Source organism: Streptomyces drozdowiczii (assembly GCF_026167665.1).
In the GTDB taxonomy this organism is placed as follows: Bacteria; Actinomycetota; Actinomycetes; order Streptomycetales; family Streptomycetaceae; genus Streptomyces; species Streptomyces drozdowiczii_A.
In genome coordinates this window covers 6,946,190-6,963,300 of the sequence record NZ_CP098740.1, presented here as the reverse complement: position 1 = coordinate 6,963,300, position 17,111 = coordinate 6,946,190, and the positions used below count along the sequence as shown (strand labels likewise).

Sequence of the window (17,111 nt, the reverse complement as noted above, 5' to 3'; positions counted from 1 at the left end):
GGAGTCCGGCATGACCCTGCCCGCGCCGCCGCGCAACACGGCTGCCCCGCTGTACGGGTGGCTGACCGACCGGCTCGCCGTCTACCTGGACCGGGAGCCCGAAAGCATCGACCCCACCGTCCCGCTCGCGGTGTACGGCATGGACTCGGTGTGCGCACTGAGCCTCTGCGGCGACGTGGAGGACGAGTTCGGCATCCCGGTCGACCCGTCCATGGCCTGGGACCACTCCACGGTGGCCGCCCTGGCCCGGCACCTGGCCTCGCGCGGCGTCCGGGTACCGGCCGGCGGAACGCGCCCGTGACGGGCCCCGGCGCGGTGGCCGTCGTCGGGATCGACTGCGTCTTCCCCGGCGCGGTCGGTGCCGAGAGCTTCTGGGAGCTGCTCGTCCGCGGCGGCGACAGCATCGGCGAACTGCCCGCCGGGCGGCGCGAGGGGACCGGCTTCGACGCCTCCGTGCGCGGAGGGTTCATCGAGGACATCGCCACCTTCGACAACGACTTCTTCACCGTCTCGCCCCGCGAGGCCGCGGCCATGGACCCGCAGCACCGGCTGCTCCTCCAGTGCGCGTGGCGGGCGCTGGAGGACTCCGGCCAGTCCCCGGCCGCCCTCGCCGGCAGCGACACGGGGGTCTTCGTCGGGGCGATGGGCAGCGAGTGGGCCCAGCTCCACATGGCCGACCACTCCCGGGTCACCCCCCAGCTCGGCGCCGGCACCAGTTCCTGCATGGCCGCCAACCGGATCTCGTACCACCTCGACCTCAAGGGCCCCAGCCTCGCCGTCGACACCGCCTGTTCCTCCTCCCTCGTCGCCGTGCATCTGGCCGTCAACTCCCTGCTGGCGGGGGAGTGCGGCACCGCGCTCGCCGGAGGCGTCAACCTCGTGCTGACCCCGTCCATCGGCCGCGTCTACGCGCAGATGGGCCTCGCCGCCCCCGACGGCCGCTGCAAGCCGTTCAGCGCCGACGCGGACGGCATCGGGCGCAGCGACGGAGCGGGCACCGTCGTCCTGCGCAGACTGGAGGACGCGCTCGCCGACGGGCAGCGCGTGTACGCCGTCATCCGGGGCTCCGCCGTCAACCAGGACGGCCGCAGCAACGGGGTCACCGCCCCCAACCGGTGGTCCCAGCGCGAGGTCGTCGCCGCCGCCTACCGGCGCGCCGGAGTCACCCCCGACCGCATCCGCTTCATCGAGGCCCACGGCACCGGCACCGCGCTCGGCGACATCATCGAGTGCGCCGCCCTCGGCGAACTCCACGCCGTGCGGCGCCCCGAGCCCTGCGCCATCGGCTCCGTCAAGGGCAACCTGGGGCACACGGAGGGCGCCGCCGGCATCGCCGGCCTCATCAAGGTCGCCCTCGCCCTGCACCACCGCCTGGTGCCCGCCAGCCGCCACGCCGTCCGCGAGAACCCCCAGCTCCGGCTCGCCGAGCGCGGCCTGAGCCTGCTCAAGGCGCCCCTGCGGCTCCCGGCCGGAGAAGTCCTCGCCGGGGTCAGCAGCTTCGGCATGGGCGGCACCAACGCCCACGCCGTCCTCGCCGCAGCTCCGCGAGTGCGCCGCACACCCGCGCGCCGTACCCGTACCGCCGCCCCCGTCGGCGTGTTCACCGTCTCCGGCGACACCCCCGAGGCGCTGCGCCGCAACCTCGCCCGTCAGGCCGAGGCCGTCGCCCGCCGCCCGCGCGGCGACGCCGCTGCCCTGTGCTGGACCAGCAACAAGGTCAAGACGGGCCTGGGCTACCGGGCCGCGATCACCGCCCGCGACACCGCGGAACTGGCGACCGCCCTGAGAGCAGCCGCCGACGACGCCCAGCTGCGGGCCGGTATCGCGGACCGGGCCTGGCACCCCCCGGTCATCGGCTTCCTCTTCAGCGGCCAGGGCGCCCAGGAACCGGGCATGACCGCCGGCCTCTACCGCGACAGCGCCGCCTACCGCCGCCACCTCGACGAGGCCGACGCCGCACTCGCCCCCCACCTGGGCGGTTCGGTCCGCGACCTGATCCTCGACGAGGACCCGGCCGTCCACCGCACCGGCTGGGCCCAGCCCGCCCTGTTCGCCGTCGGCTACGCGCTGTGGCGCACCCTGGGCGACCTCGGTGTCCACCCCGACGCCGTGCTCGGCCACAGCGTCGGTGAGTTCGCCGCGGCCGTCGCCGCCGGCGCGCTCACCCTGGAGGACGCCGTCCGGCTGATCGCCGTACGGGCGCGGCTGATGGAGGAACTTCCCGAGGGCGGCGGCATGCTCTCCGTGCGCGCGGACGAGGCCGAGGCGCGGGAGGCGCTGAGAACCCTTCCGCACGCCGTCCGGCGGACGGTGTCCGTGGCCGCCGTCAACGGGCCCGGCAGCACGGTCCTGTCCGGTGCCCTGGAAACACTCGACACCGTCGCCGCCGCACTGCGCGCCTCCGGAATCCGCAGCAGCGGGCTGAGCGTCTCGCACGCCTTCCACTCGCCGCTGACCGAACCGGCCCTCGACCGGTTCGCCGAGTCCGCGGCCGGGGTCGCCTGCACCGCCCCCCGCATCCCCTTCGCCTCCACCCGCTACGGGCGCATGCTCGGCGACGAGCCGCTGGACGCCGCGTACTGGCGCGAGCAGGCCCGGGAACCGGTGCTGTTCCAAGCGGCCCTGGACGCCCTGATGGCCGACCTGATGCCCGGGGTGCTGATCGAGATCGGCCCCGCCCCCAGCTCGTCCAGCTCGCCGGCCGGACCGGACTGCCCGGAGGAGTACGGCTGCTGCATCCCGCGCCCGGCACCCACGCGGGCGGCGCCGACCTCGCCGAGACCGCCGCCGCCCTCTACCGCTGCGGACTCGACCCGCACTGGCAGGAGCTGTACGAGCCCGCGCACCGCGTGCTGGAGCGGCTGGCGCCGTACGCGTTCTCCACCGAGCGCCGGTACTGGCACGCGCCGGTGCCCCGCGCCGCCACCACGACCGCGGCCCCGGACCCCGCTGCCCCCGGCGGGCCCGGGGCCGCATCCCCCGCCGACGCCGGTACCGGAGCCCCTGCCGCTCCGGACGGCCCCGAGGACCCCGTGCTCGGAGCCGTGATCGCCGCCGTCGTCGAGGTCGGCGGGTACGACCCGGCCCAGGTCGGCCACGCGACCCGGTTCTACGCCGACCTCGGCTTCGACTCCGTGATGATCATGCAGCTCAAGGACCGCGTCGAATCGAGACTGCCGCAGACCGGCAGCGTCACCGTCCAGCAAATCCTCCCGGCCCTGCGGACGGTGGGCTCACTCGCCGCGTTCCTCGGCGAGTGGATCAGCGTAGGAGCCACCCCATGAACCGCCCCACGGGCATGCCCGCACCCGCCCTCCACATCGCCGGCACCGCCGCCGCCCTGCCCGGACCGGCCGTCAGCAACGCCTCCCTCGGCAAGGTCTTCGGGATCAGCGAGGAGTGGATCGACCTCTTCGTAGGCACCCGCACCCGCCACTTCGGCTGGGACCTGGCCACCGGCGAGGTCCTGCACTCCCTCACCGACCTGTGCGCCGAGGCGGCCGGCCGGGCGCTGGACGCGTCCGGCTTCACCGCCTCCGAACTCGACTTCCTGGTCCTCACCACCACCACCCCCGACGCCCTGCTCCCGACCACCGCCACCCAGGTCGCGGACCGGCTCGGGCTCAACTACCTGCCCGTGTACCAGATCCAGGCGGGCTGTGCGGGCGCCGTCCAGGCCCTCGACCTCGGCCGCGCACTGATCGCCTCCGGCCACCGGGCCGGGCTCGTCGTCGGCGGGGACGTCACCGACCGCTTCCTCGACCCCGCGCGCGGCGCCGCCACCCTGCCCACCCAGGAACTCGTCAACTACGTGCTGTTCGGGGACGGCGCGGGCGCGGCCGTCGTCAGCGCGGACCCCGAGGGCGAGGCCATCGGCGTGCGGGCGCTGCTCAACTGCTTCACCGGACAGGGCCGCGCCCCGGGCCAGACCATCGACTGGGAGGGGCCCGCCCGCCGCGACCCGGACCGCCGCATGCTCCACGAGGACTACAAGGCCATCGAGGAGGGCGTGCCCCTCATGGCGGGGGAGATCCTCTGGCAGCTGCTGGAGACCACCGGCTGGAGCCCGGACGAGATCGACTTCCTGCTGCCGCCACAGCTCTCGGGCCGGATGACCCGGCGCATCGTCGAGGACCTGGAGCTGCCCGGCCCCCGGGAGATCTCCTGCGTCGCCGACACCGGCAACACCGGAAACGCCCTGCCGTTCGTACAGCTCGACCGCCTCGTGCCGGAGCTGCGCCCCGGGGACCGCGCGCTGGCCCTCGTCGTCGAGTCCAGCAAGTGGATCAAGGCAGGTCTCGCCCTGGAGAAGGAGGACACACGGTGACCGCCCCGCTGGAGGAACTCCGCGCACTGCACACCACTGGGAGACTCGCCGCCCGCTACCCGCGGGTGCGTTCCCTGCTGGCCGAGATCACCGACGACCCCTCGCGGACCGAGGCCGACCTCCTGACCGAACTGCGCCGCTGCGGCCGCGTCCTGGCCTCCCTGCGCACCGAGGACGTCCTCGCCGGCCACCCGGCGACGCCCGTCGTCACCGTCGCCGTCACCGGCCACTCCACCCTGGCCCAGCTCACCGACCCGCTGACCGCCGAACTGGCCCGGCACGGCCTGCTCGCCCACCAGGTCCACGGCACCCACGGCGCCTACCTGCGCGATCTCACCGACCCCGGCGGGGAACTGCGCACCGCCCGCCCCGACCTCACCCTGTGCGTCCTGGACGCCGACGCCGTCCTCGGCCGGCTCCCCCTGCCCTGGGGCCCCGACGACGTCGAGACCGCCTGCGCGGAACTCACCGCCCACCTCACCCGCATCGCCGAGGCGCACACCGCCCACGGCACCGGCACCCTGGTCCTCAACACCCTGCCGCTGCCCCGCCACTGCGCCCAGCAACTCGTGGACCAACAAGGGCGCGCCCGGCTCGGCGCGGTGTGGCGCGAATTCAACGCCCGCCTGCTGCGCCTGACCGAGAGCCACCCCGCCGTCGCGGTCCTCGACCTCGACCCGGTCATCGCCTCCATGGGCCCGGCCGGCGACCCGCGTCTGGCCCTCTACACCCGCTCGCCCTTCAGCGACGAGCTGTTCTCCGCCTACGCCCGCGACGCGGCCCACGTCCTGCGCTCCCGGTCCGGCCTGGCCAAGAAGTGCCTCGTCCTCGACCTCGACAACACCCTGTGGGGCGGGGTCCTCGGCGAGGACGGGCCCGACGGCATCGCGCCGGGCGGCAGCCTGATCGGCGAGCCGTACGCGGCCGTCCAGCGGGTGGCGAAACAGCTCGCGGCCCAAGGGGTCCTGCTCGCCGTCAGCAGCAAGAACGACCCCGGCCCCGTCCACGACGTGCTCGCCGGCCACCCCGACATGACCCTGCGCCCCGCGGACTTCGTCGCCGTCCACGCCGGCTGGGAGCCCAAGGACGGCAGCCTCCACGCCATCGCCCGGCGGCTCGGCATCTCCGCCGACGCCCTCGTCTTCCTCGACGACTCGCCCGTGGAGCGGGCCCTGATCCGCCGCCACCTGCCCGGCACCGCCGTCGTCCCGCTCGGCCCCGAACCGGCCCTGCACCTGCACGCCCTGCTCCGCGACGGCTGGTTCGACACGCCGCAGATCACCGACGACGACACCCGTCGCACCGTCCGCTATCAGGAGGCCGCCGCACGCGAGAAGTTCCGGGGGAGCACCGGCTCCTACGAGGACTACCTGACGGAGCTGCGTACCGAGGTCAGCCTCTCCGGGCCCGAGCCGCACGAGATCCGCCGGCTCTCCCAGCTGTCGCTGCGCACCAACCAGTTCAACCTCACCGGCGAACGGGTCCAGGCCGACCGCGTCGCCGCCTTCCAGCACACCGACGGCCACCAGGTGCTCGCGGTCCGCGTCAGCGACCGCTTCGGCGACAGCGGGCTGGTCGGCGCGCTCTTCGTCCGCCGCGAGGGGGACACCCTGGCCGTGGACAACGTGTTCCTCAGCTGCCGGGCACTGGCCCGGGGCATCGAGGACGCCTGCCTGGCCACCGTACTGGCCCATGCCCGAGACCAGGGCCTGGCCGCCGTGCGGGCCCGCTACCGCCCCACCCGCAGCAACGCGAGGGTGCGCGGCTTCTACCCGTCCCTCGGCTTCACCCAGGAGGAGGGAACGGACGGGGACGGCATCTGGTTCCGGCACACGCTGGACCCCCTGCCACCCGTACCGGGTCACCTGACACTCGACGCCCGACTCGGAGGGACGGTGCATGGACACCACCTGCAACATCACTGACCTGCCCGGCTTCCTCGCCCACGTCTGCGAGGAACTGGGTCTCGACCTGACCCCGCAGCAAGCCGCCGCGGACTTCGACACCCTGCTGGACTGGGACTCGGTACACCTGCTGCGCCTGGTCATGCTCGCCGAGCGGGCCACCGGCCGGCCCGTCCCGGTCGCCCGGGTCCTCCAGGCACGCAACCTCGCCGAGGTCCACCGCCTGGTGGTCGCCCCGTGACCATGACCATCGGGGACCCCCTCGCCGTGACGGTGGCGGGTACCAACTGGGCCGCCGTGCGCACCGAACTGGCGGCGCACGGCACCGCGCTGGTCCACGGCCGCCTCGACGACTGGCGCCCCGCCGACCCCGGAGGGGCTTCGCTGCGCGCCACCCTCGGCCGGGACTGGGCGCGGTACCGGGACATCACGCACGAGGAGATACGCGACCAGTTCGCCGCCTCCCGCCTGCTGCTCAAACACGCCGCGGCCGCCGCGCTGCACGCCGAGCCGCAGGACCTGGAACTGATGTACGGACCCACCGGCCGGCCGTACCTGCGCGGCTGCGACCAGATCGACATCAGCCTCAGCCACACCGACGACCTGCTGCTGGTCGGCCTGACCACGCGCGGCCTGGTCGGTGTGGACGCCGAACGGTCCGACCGGCGCATCTACAGCCGCGGGCTCGACCGGCACATCTGCACCCCGCACGAGCGGCTGCTCGTCTCCGAGCTGCCGGAGGAGGAGCGCAACCCGAGCCTGCTGCGGCTCTGGACACTCAAGGAGGCGTACAGCAAAGCCATCGGGCAGGGCATGCGGTTCAGGTTCACCGAGTTCGGCTTCGGCCCCGACGGGCGGCCCACCCAGGTGCACCGCCCGGACGGGACACCGGGAGCGGGCGACGAATGGTCCTTCCGGACGTGCCTCCTCGTCAGCGACGGCCTGGAGTTCTGCGTCAGCGCCGCCGTCTACGACGCCGGGCTCGGCCGGACCGCGGACGCCCAGATCACCACCATGCTCGACACCGACGCGGTGGCCGCGCTCACCGAGGCGCTGGAGGGGGAGTGGTCGCATGACTACTGGTCACAGTTCCTCGACCACTGAGGTGGTCGTCTCCAGGACAGCCCGGTCGGCCTGGATGAGGCTGAGCGAGACCGGCGCCAGCCGCCGCCCGCTCCCGTCCTTGCCCAGCGGCTCCCACACGGCCGCGCAGCGCAGCGGCAGGTCCGGTTCCGCGTAGCCCCGGAAGTGCGCCCGCAGTGAGGCCAGCGTGATCCGCCCGGCCGCCAGCCCGTGCGCCCGCACGGCGGAGTACAGCGAGACCTGCCGCACGGCCTCCAGCAGGACCCGCGCCGGGATCTCCCCGTCGACGGGCGGGGGCAGCACCACGTCGACGGAGAGCCGTCCGTCGGCCGTACCGGGGTTGCGCAGCAGCACGTCACGGGGGTCCGCGTACCCGAGGGCAGCCGGTTCGACGGGAGCACCCGCAGAGGCGGTCGCGCCGCCCGTGCCGCAGGCGGCCAGCAGCGCCGCGCGGCTGTGGCGGCGGTGGTTGGTGTGCACGCCGGGAGCCAGGAAGACCAGGCTGGCGTCCCCGGCACCACAGGGACTGCCGTCGATCCGGATCGCCATCCGGAACTCCAGAACCCGAGGTACGCCGTCCACGACCTTGTCCGGGCGTACGCTCAGCCGGACGTCGAGCCGTCCGGGCGGCACACGGCTGCGCAGGGCCGCGATGTCGTCCGCCCACAGCCCGAAGCGGTAGAAGACCGCCACCCGGTCGGGGTTCACGGCGAAATGGCAGCGCCCGATGAACTCGGCGGCCTCCTGGACCGCACCGACCACGTCCAGCAGCTCGTGGAAGCGCCGCCCCTGCGAGTTCCCGGCCGGGAACTCGCAGACGAGGACGAACTCCTCCTCGGTGTCGGGCACGGCCGGGACCGGATGCTGCCACGACCTCGGCCGGTGGATCAGATGACGGACTGCGGGACTCCGCATACGTCACACCCCCTAGGAACCGGACCGGATACGGTCTCGGCCCGATTCAGGGTGCACCGACGGCGGGCGCCGGAACCAGCCATCCGTGATGGCAGCAAGTGGCCCGGCACGTAATGCCTTACGTCATGCCGCTGGGGTCGTCGAGCATCCCGCTCGCGGCCGCGCTCACGCCCGCCTGGAACCGGCTGGTGGACTCCAGTTCCTCCATGATCTGGGAGATGTAGCGCCGGCAGGTCCGCACCGACATGCCCAGCCGCCGCGCCACCACCTCGTCCTTGTGACCCTGGGCCATCAGCCTGACGATCGATCGTTTCAGGTCATCGGTCACGGCCGTGGGCTCCTCGGCCCCCGGCGAGAAGGAGGTGGCGGCCGTCCACAGGTGCTCGTACACCTTGTAGAGGAAGGCCACGAGCGTCGGCTCGCGGACCACCACCGCGCCGGGGGCGCGGCCGTCCACGTTCTGCTCGGGGAGGAAGACGATCTCCCGGTCGTAGATGATGATGCGGTCGATCAGCTCGTCCGTCGTACGGACCTCGGCGCCGGCGGCTGTCACGGCCCGCACGTACGCGGTGGTCGCCAGATCGCTGCGCACGGTGTGCTGGTAGAGGTGGCGCACCGTCACCCCGCGCGCCAGGCGCGTCAGTGTGAGCGGCCGGGCGTTGTCGAGGAAGTGACTGGGTCTGGGGCCGCCGGGCTGGGCGGTGAGCACCTCCGTACGGCACCGGGCGCCCCAGTCGTTGAGCATCGACTGCAGGACGCCGATGTCGCTGACGATGTCGAAGGCTTCCGCCTGGTTGCGGCGCTGGCGGCTCTCGAAGTACGTGGGTTCCAGGGCCCGCATCTGTGTGCGTACGTCGGTGACCGCCTGCTGGAGTTCACGGATCTGCGCCTCGGTGGGTCCGACGAGATCGGCGGCTGCCGCGTCCGGGCTGACCGGGACGAAGGTGCCCGGCTCGCCGGGCGTCGGGTGGAGCAGGCTCAGGGTCTGCAGCTTCTTCTCGATCTGCGCGGCCTCGTCGAGGCTGATCCCGAGGGCCTCGGCCACCCCGTGCCGGGTGTACCGGCCATGAGTCACGGCATGTTGATAAGCAATGGCGCAGTCGTCGTCGAAGGCATCGGAGTGCGGCAAGTAATGCGGTTCCCCGGCCATCCCTGTGGTCACTCCCCCGTATGTGGAACTAGCTGCCAGGCCACTTTACGTCATCGAGATTCGCTTGAGAGCGGCTTGAGCCGGTTGGCAGTGTGTACCTCGCACCGCAGGGATGTCTACAGGGGGTAAAGATGAACAAGGCAGCGGCGAAGCGCATATTCTCGGGTTTGCTCGTTACGCTCGGAATTTGGGGAAGTCTTGGAATGGGCTTGGCGGAAGCATCGACTCCGGATCTGCGAGCGAAGGTCGATATCTCCGGTTCGTCCCTCGGCGGTGACATGTGGCTCCAGGTTCTCGACGACCAGTGGGGTGTTGCCCACCCCTGACTCGGACCTTGGGTCGGAGTCGCTCGTCCGCTCCCCGACCGGCCGCCTCGGCCGGTTGCGGGAGCTTTGCCGTTCCTGGGGCAATTCGTGACCGATGAGGGTCTGCTCCTTGCCGCTCCGTCCGGCGGTGTACGTCTCTTCCGCGCGTAAATGCGAGCCGGATTTCCCGAATGCTTCACGCATATGTCCCGTACATGTGCACTCGGAAGAAAGCAAGGCCGTTCATTTGATGGCCACCCTTTTGATCCTGTCGGTTTCTTCCGGGGTGCGCTCGGTGTCGTCCGTATTTCCGTCCGGGCTGCGGGCTGTTAAGGCATTGATGAATTAAGTGCTCCGCGGCCGAGGTGCCGTCTCCGTCGGGAGGACGGGGCGTCCCGTGCTCGACGGGCCCCGCCCCTCGGGTCATGCCCCGGTGGAGGGCGTCGAGGGCGATCGACAGGACTCCCGCCCCCGGTCCGGTTCGAACGGCTGTGCGCGCAGTTCCGGAGAATCGCCGGCCCGTCGCTCAGCGTCAATTGAGGTACCCGGCACGAGGAGAAAACAGGACCGGCGTCCGGTTTCCCGGCCGGCGCGGGGAGCAGAGAAACCGATCATTCAGCCCCCTTCATGAGTTCATCAACAGACGCACGCGATAACCACACATGTGCCCGCACCAGGTACGGGTGCCGCACCCGGCTGTACGGCCGTCCCGGCCGCCAGGACACTGCGCCGCCCTGCGCGCAAGCCCGGCTTTAGGGGGTCCACCGAACCTCTGTGGCGCGCCAGCCGGCCCACTGGCACACCCGCGTCGAAAGGTGACCTTGAATGAGCATCGTCGAGGACAGGCCCGTCCGCCCCGCGGAGCGCCCGCCGACGCCCCAGCCCGTTCCGAACACCACCCTGCGCGAACGCACCGCCGAACTGAACGCCCTCCAGGAGCAGGTGCTCCGCGGCCCGAGCGACCGCGCCACCGAGGCCCAGCACGCCAAAGGCAAGCTGACGGCCCGTGAACGCGTCGCCCTCCTCTTCGACGAGGGTACGTTCGTCGAGATCGAGGGCCTGCGCCGTCACCGGGCCACCGGCTTCGGCCTGGAGGACAAGAAGCCGCACAGCGACGGCGTCGTCATCGGCTGGGGCACCGTCCACGGCCGCACCGTCTTCACGTACGCCCACGACTTCCGGATCTTCGGCGGCGCCCTCGGCGAGGCCCACGCGGAGAAGATCCACAAGGTCATGGACCTCGCCGAGGCCGCCGGCGCCCCCGTCGTCGGCCTGTGCGACGGCGCCGGCGCCCGTATCCAGGAAGGCGTCTCGGCCCTGGCCGGCTACGGCGGCATCTTCCAGCGCAATGTCCGCAACTCCGGTGTCATCCCGCAGATCTCGGTGATGCTCGGGCCCTGCGCGGGCGGCGCGGCGTACTCCCCGGCGCTCACGGACTTCGTCTTCATGGTCCGCGGCACCTCGCAGATGTTCATCACCGGCCCCGACGTCGTCCGGTCGGTGACCGGCGAGGAAATCTCCCAGAACGGCCTCGGCGGTGCCGATGTGCACGCCGCGGTCTCAGGAGTGGCCGCCTTCGCCTACGACACCGAGGAGAGCTGCTTGGAGGACGTCCGCCACCTCCTGTCGATGCTCCCCTCGAACAATCGCGAGCTTCCGCCGGTCGCCCCGGCCGACGACCCCGCCGACCGCCGGTGCGAACGCCTGCTGGACCTCGTCCCGTCCCAGGCCAACCAGGCGTACGACATGCGCCGGGTGATCGAGGAGATCGTCGACCACGGTGACTTCTTCGAGGTCCACGGGCAGTGGGCGCAGAACGTCGTCTGCGGCCTCGCCCGGCTCGACGGCCGGGTCACCGGCATCGTCGCGAACCAGCCCGCCGTCCTCGCCGGCGTGCTCGACATCGAGTCCAGCGAGAAGGCGGCCCGCTTCGTCCAGTTCTGCGATGCCTTCAGCATCCCGCTGGTCACCCTGGTCGACGTACCCGGCTTCCTTCCGGGCGTGGACCAGGAACACGGCGGAGTGATCCGGCACGGAGCCAAACTGCTCTACGCGTACTGCAACGCCACCGTCCCACGGATCTCGCTCGTCCTGCGCAAGGCGTACGGCGGCGCCTACATCGTCATGGACTCCCGCTCCATCGGTGCCGACGTCGCACTGGCCTGGCCCAGCAACGAGATCGCCGTCATGGGGGCCGAGGGCGCGGCCAACGTCATCTTCCGCCGCGAGATAGCCGCCGCCGACGACCCCGCGGAGATGCGCGCACAGAAGATCAAGGAGTACACGACCGAACTCATGCACCCCTACTACGCTGCCGAGCGCGGGCTCGTCGACGACGTGATCGACCCCGCCGACACCCGCGGCCGGCTGATCGCCGCTCTCGCCATGCTGCGGACGAAGCATGTGCCGCTCCCGGGCCGCAAGCACGGAAACCTCCCGCTGTGACGGCCGAGGAGCCCCGCGCCGGGGTGGAACTCTCGCTGGCCTCGCTGCGGATCACCGGAGGCAACCCGAGCGCCGAGGACGTCGCCGCGCTCGCCGCGGTGCTCGCCGCCCGCTTCGCACCCGGCGGGGAAGCCGAGTCCGGAGCCGCCGACGGCGTGCGGGGCGACGAGTCGCGCGCACCCGGGCGGGGCCGCATCCGCTGGGAACAGCCCGCGGGCTTCTACCGGGCCCCGGAGCGTGGGCGTCGTGACGACCGGCGGAATCCGCAAGGTGCTCGTCGCCAACCGTGGCGAGATCGCTGTTCGTGTTGCCCGGGCCTGTCGGGACGCGGGTATCGGCAGCGTGGCCGTCTACGCCGATCCGGATCGTGACGCTCTGCACGTCCGTGTGGCCGACGAGGCATTCGCTCTGGGCGGTGACACCCCGGCGGCCAGTTATCTGGACATCGCCAAGGTGCTCCAGGCTGCCGAGGACTCGGGGGCGGACGCGGTCCACCCGGGTTACGGCTTCCTCTCGGAGAACGCCGAGTTCGCCCAGGCGGTGCTGGACGCGGGTCTGACGTGGATCGGCCCGCCGCCGCACGCGATCCGGGATCTGGGTGACAAGGTCGCCGCCCGTCATATCGCGCAGCGTGCCGGTGCCCCGCTGGTCGCGGGGACCCCGGATCCGGTGGCGGGTTCGGCGGAGGTCGTGGCGTTCGCGGAGGAGCACGGGCTGCCGATCGCGATCAAGGCGGCGTTCGGTGGTGGCGGGCGCGGGCTGAAGGTCGCGCGGACGCTGGAGGAGATCCCGGAGCTGTACGACTCCGCGGTGCGTGAGGCGGTCGCGGCGTTCGGGCGCGGGGAGTGCTTCGTGGAGCGCTACCTCGACAAGCCGCGGCATGTGGAGACGCAGTGCCTGGCCGACACGCACGGCAACGTGGTCGTCGTCTCGACGCGTGACTGCTCGTTGCAGCGCCGCCACCAGAAGCTGGTGGAGGAGGCTCCGGCGCCGTTCCTGTCGGACGCGCAGAACGCGGAGCTGTACGCGGCGTCGAAGGCGATCCTGAAGGAGGCCGGCTACGTCGGCGCCGGGACGGTCGAGTTCCTGGTCGGGATGGACGGCACGATCTCCTTCCTGGAGGTCAACACCCGCCTGCAGGTGGAGCACCCGGTGACCGAGGAGGTCTCCGGTATCGACCTGGTGCGTGAGATGTTCCGGATCGCCGACGGCGAAGCACTCGGGTATGAGGACCCGGTCTCGCGCGGTCACTCCTTCGAGTTCCGGATCAACGGCGAGGACCCGGGCCGCGGCTTCCTCCCGGCCCCCGGCACCGTCACGAAGTTCGAGGCACCGTCGGGTCCGGGCGTGCGCCTGGACGCGGGCGTAGAGTCCGGCTCGGTCATCGGCCCGGCCTGGGACTCCCTGCTCGCGAAGCTGATCGTGACGGGTGCGACCCGTGAGCAGGCGCTCCAGCGCGCGGCGCGCGCCCTGGCGGAGTTCCAGGTGGAGGGGATGGCGACCGCGATCCCGTTCCACCGCGCGGTCGTGAGGGACCCGGCGTTCACCGCGGATCCGTTCCGTGTGCACACGCGCTGGATCGAGACGGAGTTCGTCAACGAGATCAAGCCGTTCGCCGCGCCGGCGGAGGCGGAGGCGGATGACGAGTCCGGCCGCGAGACGGTGGTCGTCGAGGTCGGCGGCAAGCGCCTGGAGGTCTCGCTGCCCTCCTCGCTCGGGATGAGCCTGGCCCGTACCGGTCTCGCTGCGGGTGCCAAGCCCAAGCGGCGCGCGGCCAAGAAGTCCGGCTCGGCCGTCTCCGGCGACACCCTGGCCTCCCCGATGCAGGGCACGATCGTGAAGATCGCCGTCGAAGAAGGCCAGGAAGTCAAGGAAGGCGACCTCATCGTCGTCCTGGAAGCCATGAAGATGGAGCAGCCGCTCAACGCGCACCGCTCCGGCACGGTCGTCGGCCTCACGGCCACAGTCGGCGCCTCTGTGACCTCAGGCGCCACCATCTGCGAGATCAAGGAGTCGTGAGAACCCTCATGTCCGTTGTTGACGACATCGCGCCCGCGGAGCTGCGGCTCACGCCTAAAGAGGTCCGGTCGGTCGACCGGGTCGTCATCCGTTTCGCGGGTGATTCGGGTGACGGGATGCAGTTGACGGGTGACCGGTTCACGTCGGAGACGGCGTCGTTCGGGAACGATCTGTCCACGCTGCCGAACTTTCCGGCCGAGATCCGGGCCCCCGCAGGGACTCTGCCGGGGGTTTCGTCGTTCCAGCTGCACTTCGCCGATCACGACATCCTGACTCCGGGGGACGCCCCGAACGTGCTGGTCGCGATGAATCCGGCGGCGCTGAAGGCGAACATCGCGGATGTGCCGCGCGGGGCCGAGATCATCGTGAACACCGACGAGTTCACGAAGCGGCCGATGGCGAAGGTCGGCTACGAGAGCAATCCGCTGGAGGACGGCTCGCTGGAGGCGTACAACGTCCACCCGGTGCCGTTGACGACTTTGACGATCGAGGCGTTGAAGGAGTTCGGGCTCTCCCGCAAGGAGGCCGAGCGGTCGAAGAACATGTTCGCGCTCGGGCTGCTGTCGTGGATGTATCACCGCCCGACCGAGGGCACCGAAGCCTTTCTGCGGGCGAAGTTCGCGAAGAAGCCGCAGATCGCGGAGGCGAACGTGGCCGCCTACCGGGCCGGGTGGAACTTCGGTGAGACGACGGAGGACTTCGCCGTCAGTTACGAGGTCGCCCCGGCCTCGCAGGCCTTCCCCACCGGCACCTACCGCAACATCTCGGGGAACCTGGCCCTGTCCTACGGGCTGATCGCCGCCTCCCAGCAGGCCGACCTGCCGCTGTATCTCGGCTCGTACCCGATCACCCCGGCCTCCGACATCCTGCACGAGCTGAGCCGGCACAAGAACTTCGGCGTGCGCACCTTCCAGGCCGAGGACGAGATCGCCGGCATCGGCGCCGCGCTGGGTGCCGCGTTCGGTGGTTCGCTTGCGGTGACGACGACGTCGGGGCCGGGGGTGGCGCTGAAGTCGGAGACCATCGGGCTCGCGGTGTCGTTGGAACTGCCGTTGCTGATCGTGGACATTCAGCGTGGTGGGCCCTCGACGGGGCTGCCGACCAAGACGGAACAGGCGGACCTGCTCCAGGCGATGTACGGGCGCAACGGTGAGGCCCCGGTCCCGATCGTGGCCCCGCGCACCCCGGCGGACTGCTTCGACGCCGCCATGGACGCGGCACGGATCGCGCTGACCTACCGCACCCCGGTCTTCCTGCTCTCCGACGGCTACCTCGCCAACGGCTCCGAGCCCTGGCGCATCCCCGAGCTCGACCAGCTGCCCGACCTGCGCGTCCAGTTCGCGAGCGGCCCCAACCACGAACTCGCCGACGGCACCGAAGTCTTCTGGCCCTACAAACGCGACCCGCAGACCCTGGCCCGCCCCTGGGCCGTCCCCGGCACCCCGGGCCTCGAACACCGCATCGGCGGGATCGAGAAGCAGGACGGCACCGGCAACATCTCCTACGACCCCGCCAACCACGACTTCATGGTCCGCACCCGCCAAGCCAAGATCGACGGCATCCAAGTCCCCGACCTGGAAGTCGACGACCCCGCCGAAGCGAAGACCCTCGTCCTGGGGTGGGGCTCGACGTACGGGCCGATCACCGCCGCCGTGCGCCGCCTGCGCGCCTCCGGGCGTTCCATCGCCCAGGCTCATCTACGGCATCTCAACCCCTTCCCCCGGAATCTGGGCGAGGTGCTGGGACGTTACGACAAGGTGGTCGTCCCCGAGATGAACCTCGGCCAGCTCGCCACCCTCATCCGCGCCACCTACCTGGTCGACGCCCACAGCTACAACCAGGTCAACGGCATGCCGTTCAAGGCCGAGCAGCTCGCCACCGCTCTCGAGGAGGCCATCGATGCCTGAGACCAACGAACTGCTCCAGCTCGTCCCCAAAGCCGAGACCACGCAGTCCATGAAGGACTTCAAGTCCGACCAGGAAGTGCGCTGGTGCCCCGGCTGCGGCGACTACGCCGTCCTCGCCGCCGTCCAGGGCTTCATGCCCGACCTCGGCCTGGCCAAAGAAAACATCGTCTTCATCTCCGGCATCGGCTGCTCCTCCCGCTTCCCGTACTACATGAATACGTATGGGATGCACTCCATCCACGGCCGCGCCCCCTCCATCGCCACCGGCCTCGCCACCTCCCGCCGCGACCTGTCCGTCTGGGTCGTCACGGGTGACGGCGACGCCCTGTCCATCGGCGGCAACCACCTCATCCACGCCCTGCGCCGCAACGTCAACCTGAAGATCCTGCTGTTCAACAACCGGATCTACGGCCTGACCAAGGGCCAGTACTCCCCGACCTCCGAACTCGGCAAGATCACCAAATCGACGCCCATGGGCTCCCTGGACGCCCCGTTCAACCCGGTGTCCCTCGCGATCGGCGCGGAGGCATCCTTCGTCGCGAGAACCGTCGACTCCGACCGCAAACACCTCACCAGCGTGCTCCGCGCCGCCGCCGACCACCCCGGCACCGCACTGGTCGAGATCTACCAGAACTGCAACATCTTCAACGACGGCGCCTTCGAAGTCCTCAAGGACAAGGACCAAGCCCAAGAGGCGGTGATCCGCCTCGAACACGGGCAGCCGATCGTCTTCGGCGCGGACGGTGCGAAGGGCGTCGTACGCGACCCCCTCACCGGCGACCTGAAAGTCGTCCCGGTCACCGAGGACAACAAGTCACAGATCCTCATCCACGACGCCCACGCCCCGAGCCCGACGACGGCCTTCGCCCTGTCCCGACTCGCCGACGCCGACACCCTCCACCACACCCCCATCGGCGTCCTACGCAGCGTGCAGCGCCCCGTCTACGACACCACCATGGCCGACCAACTCGACACCGCCGTCGAACGCCACGGCAAGGGCGACCTCGCCGCCCTCCTCGCCGGAAACGACAACTGGACCGTGGTCGGCTGACAGCT

General features: G+C 71.3%; 14 protein-coding genes. 12 read left to right on the top strand and 2 right to left on the bottom strand.

Features of this window, described 5'->3' with window-relative positions; genetic code table 11:
• Positions 1-10 precede the first annotated feature (10 nt).
• Genes NEH16_RS31570 through NEH16_RS31540 form a run of 7 tightly spaced genes read left to right on the top strand, consistent with a single transcriptional unit; the run spans position 11 to position 7,335 of the window.
• A complete protein-coding gene (locus NEH16_RS31570; RefSeq protein ID WP_073969425.1) occupies positions 11-301 on the top strand; it encodes an acyl carrier protein in 291 nt (96 codons plus the stop codon).
• Positions 298-3,048 (top strand): type I polyketide synthase, encoded by a 2,751-nt coding sequence (locus NEH16_RS31565; RefSeq protein ID WP_265546542.1) that lies wholly within the window; start codon positions 298-300, stop codon positions 3,046-3,048. The genes NEH16_RS31570 and NEH16_RS31565 overlap by 4 nt, the downstream gene beginning before the upstream one ends.
• On the top strand, positions 3,033-3,284 hold the full coding sequence (locus NEH16_RS31560) for an acyl carrier protein (protein ID WP_265546541.1): 252 nt from the start codon (positions 3,033-3,035) through the stop codon (positions 3,282-3,284). Before NEH16_RS31565 ends, NEH16_RS31560 begins: the two co-directional genes overlap by 16 nt.
• Positions 3,281-4,327: a 3-oxoacyl-ACP synthase III family protein gene (locus NEH16_RS31555; RefSeq protein WP_073969423.1), complete on the top strand. Its 1,047-nt coding sequence runs from the start codon at positions 3,281-3,283 to the stop codon at positions 4,325-4,327. The genes NEH16_RS31560 and NEH16_RS31555 overlap by 4 nt, the downstream gene beginning before the upstream one ends.
• A complete protein-coding gene (locus tag NEH16_RS31550; RefSeq protein WP_265546539.1) occupies positions 4,324-6,252 on the top strand; it encodes an HAD-IIIC family phosphatase in 1,929 nt (642 codons plus the stop codon). Before NEH16_RS31555 ends, NEH16_RS31550 begins: the two co-directional genes overlap by 4 nt.
• Positions 6,227-6,472 carry an acyl carrier protein gene (locus tag NEH16_RS31545; RefSeq protein WP_265546538.1) on the top strand — a complete coding sequence of 82 codons (246 nt, stop codon included), beginning with the start codon at positions 6,227-6,229 and terminating at the stop codon, positions 6,470-6,472. The genes NEH16_RS31550 and NEH16_RS31545 overlap by 26 nt, the downstream gene beginning before the upstream one ends.
• Before the next feature lie 2 nt (positions 6,473-6,474).
• Positions 6,475-7,335: a 4'-phosphopantetheinyl transferase family protein gene (locus tag NEH16_RS31540; protein ID WP_265547457.1), complete on the top strand. Its 861-nt coding sequence runs from the start codon at positions 6,475-6,477 to the stop codon at positions 7,333-7,335.
• Here the strand turns inward: NEH16_RS31540 and NEH16_RS31535 are convergent.
• Positions 7,315-8,163: an AfsA-related hotdog domain-containing protein gene (locus NEH16_RS31535; protein ID WP_265546536.1), complete on the bottom strand. Its 849-nt coding sequence runs from the start codon at positions 8,161-8,163 to the stop codon at positions 7,315-7,317. The two genes, NEH16_RS31540 and NEH16_RS31535, sit on opposite strands and share 21 nt — an antisense overlap.
• A 184-nt stretch (positions 8,164-8,347) precedes the next feature.
• Complete coding sequence (locus NEH16_RS31530; RefSeq protein WP_242442285.1) at positions 8,348-9,304, bottom strand: helix-turn-helix domain-containing protein; 957 nt, start codon at positions 9,302-9,304, stop codon at positions 8,348-8,350.
• Between the two features lie 206 nt (positions 9,305-9,510).
• Here NEH16_RS31530 and NEH16_RS31525 point away from each other — a divergent pair, with 206 nt between their 5' ends.
• The 5 genes from NEH16_RS31525 (at position 9,511) to NEH16_RS31505 (ending at position 17,106) form a co-directional block, all read left to right on the top strand.
• The gene (locus NEH16_RS31525; protein ID WP_265546534.1) at positions 9,511-9,705 is read left to right on the top strand and encodes a hypothetical protein; all 195 of its coding nucleotides are present in this window, start codon (positions 9,511-9,513) and stop codon (positions 9,703-9,705) included.
• An 804-nt stretch (positions 9,706-10,509) separates the two neighbouring features.
• Positions 10,510-12,129: an acyl-CoA carboxylase subunit beta gene (locus tag NEH16_RS31520; protein WP_265546533.1), complete on the top strand. Its 1,620-nt coding sequence runs from the start codon at positions 10,510-10,512 to the stop codon at positions 12,127-12,129.
• Positions 12,130-12,390: 261 nt separating this feature from the next.
• Entirely contained in the window at positions 12,391-14,148 is a 1,758-nt protein-coding gene (locus NEH16_RS31515) for an acetyl/propionyl/methylcrotonyl-CoA carboxylase subunit alpha (protein ID WP_265547455.1), read from the top strand.
• Positions 14,149-14,156: 8 nt separating this feature from the next.
• The gene (locus tag NEH16_RS31510) at positions 14,157-16,055 is read left to right on the top strand and encodes a 2-oxoacid:acceptor oxidoreductase subunit alpha (RefSeq protein ID WP_343299525.1); all 1,899 of its coding nucleotides are present in this window, start codon (positions 14,157-14,159) and stop codon (positions 16,053-16,055) included.
• Positions 16,048-17,106, top strand: coding sequence for a 2-oxoacid:ferredoxin oxidoreductase subunit beta (locus NEH16_RS31505; protein ID WP_265546532.1), 1,059 nt, complete (start codon positions 16,048-16,050; stop codon positions 17,104-17,106). The genes NEH16_RS31510 and NEH16_RS31505 overlap by 8 nt, the downstream gene beginning before the upstream one ends.
• Positions 17,107-17,111: the final 5 nt, after the last annotated feature.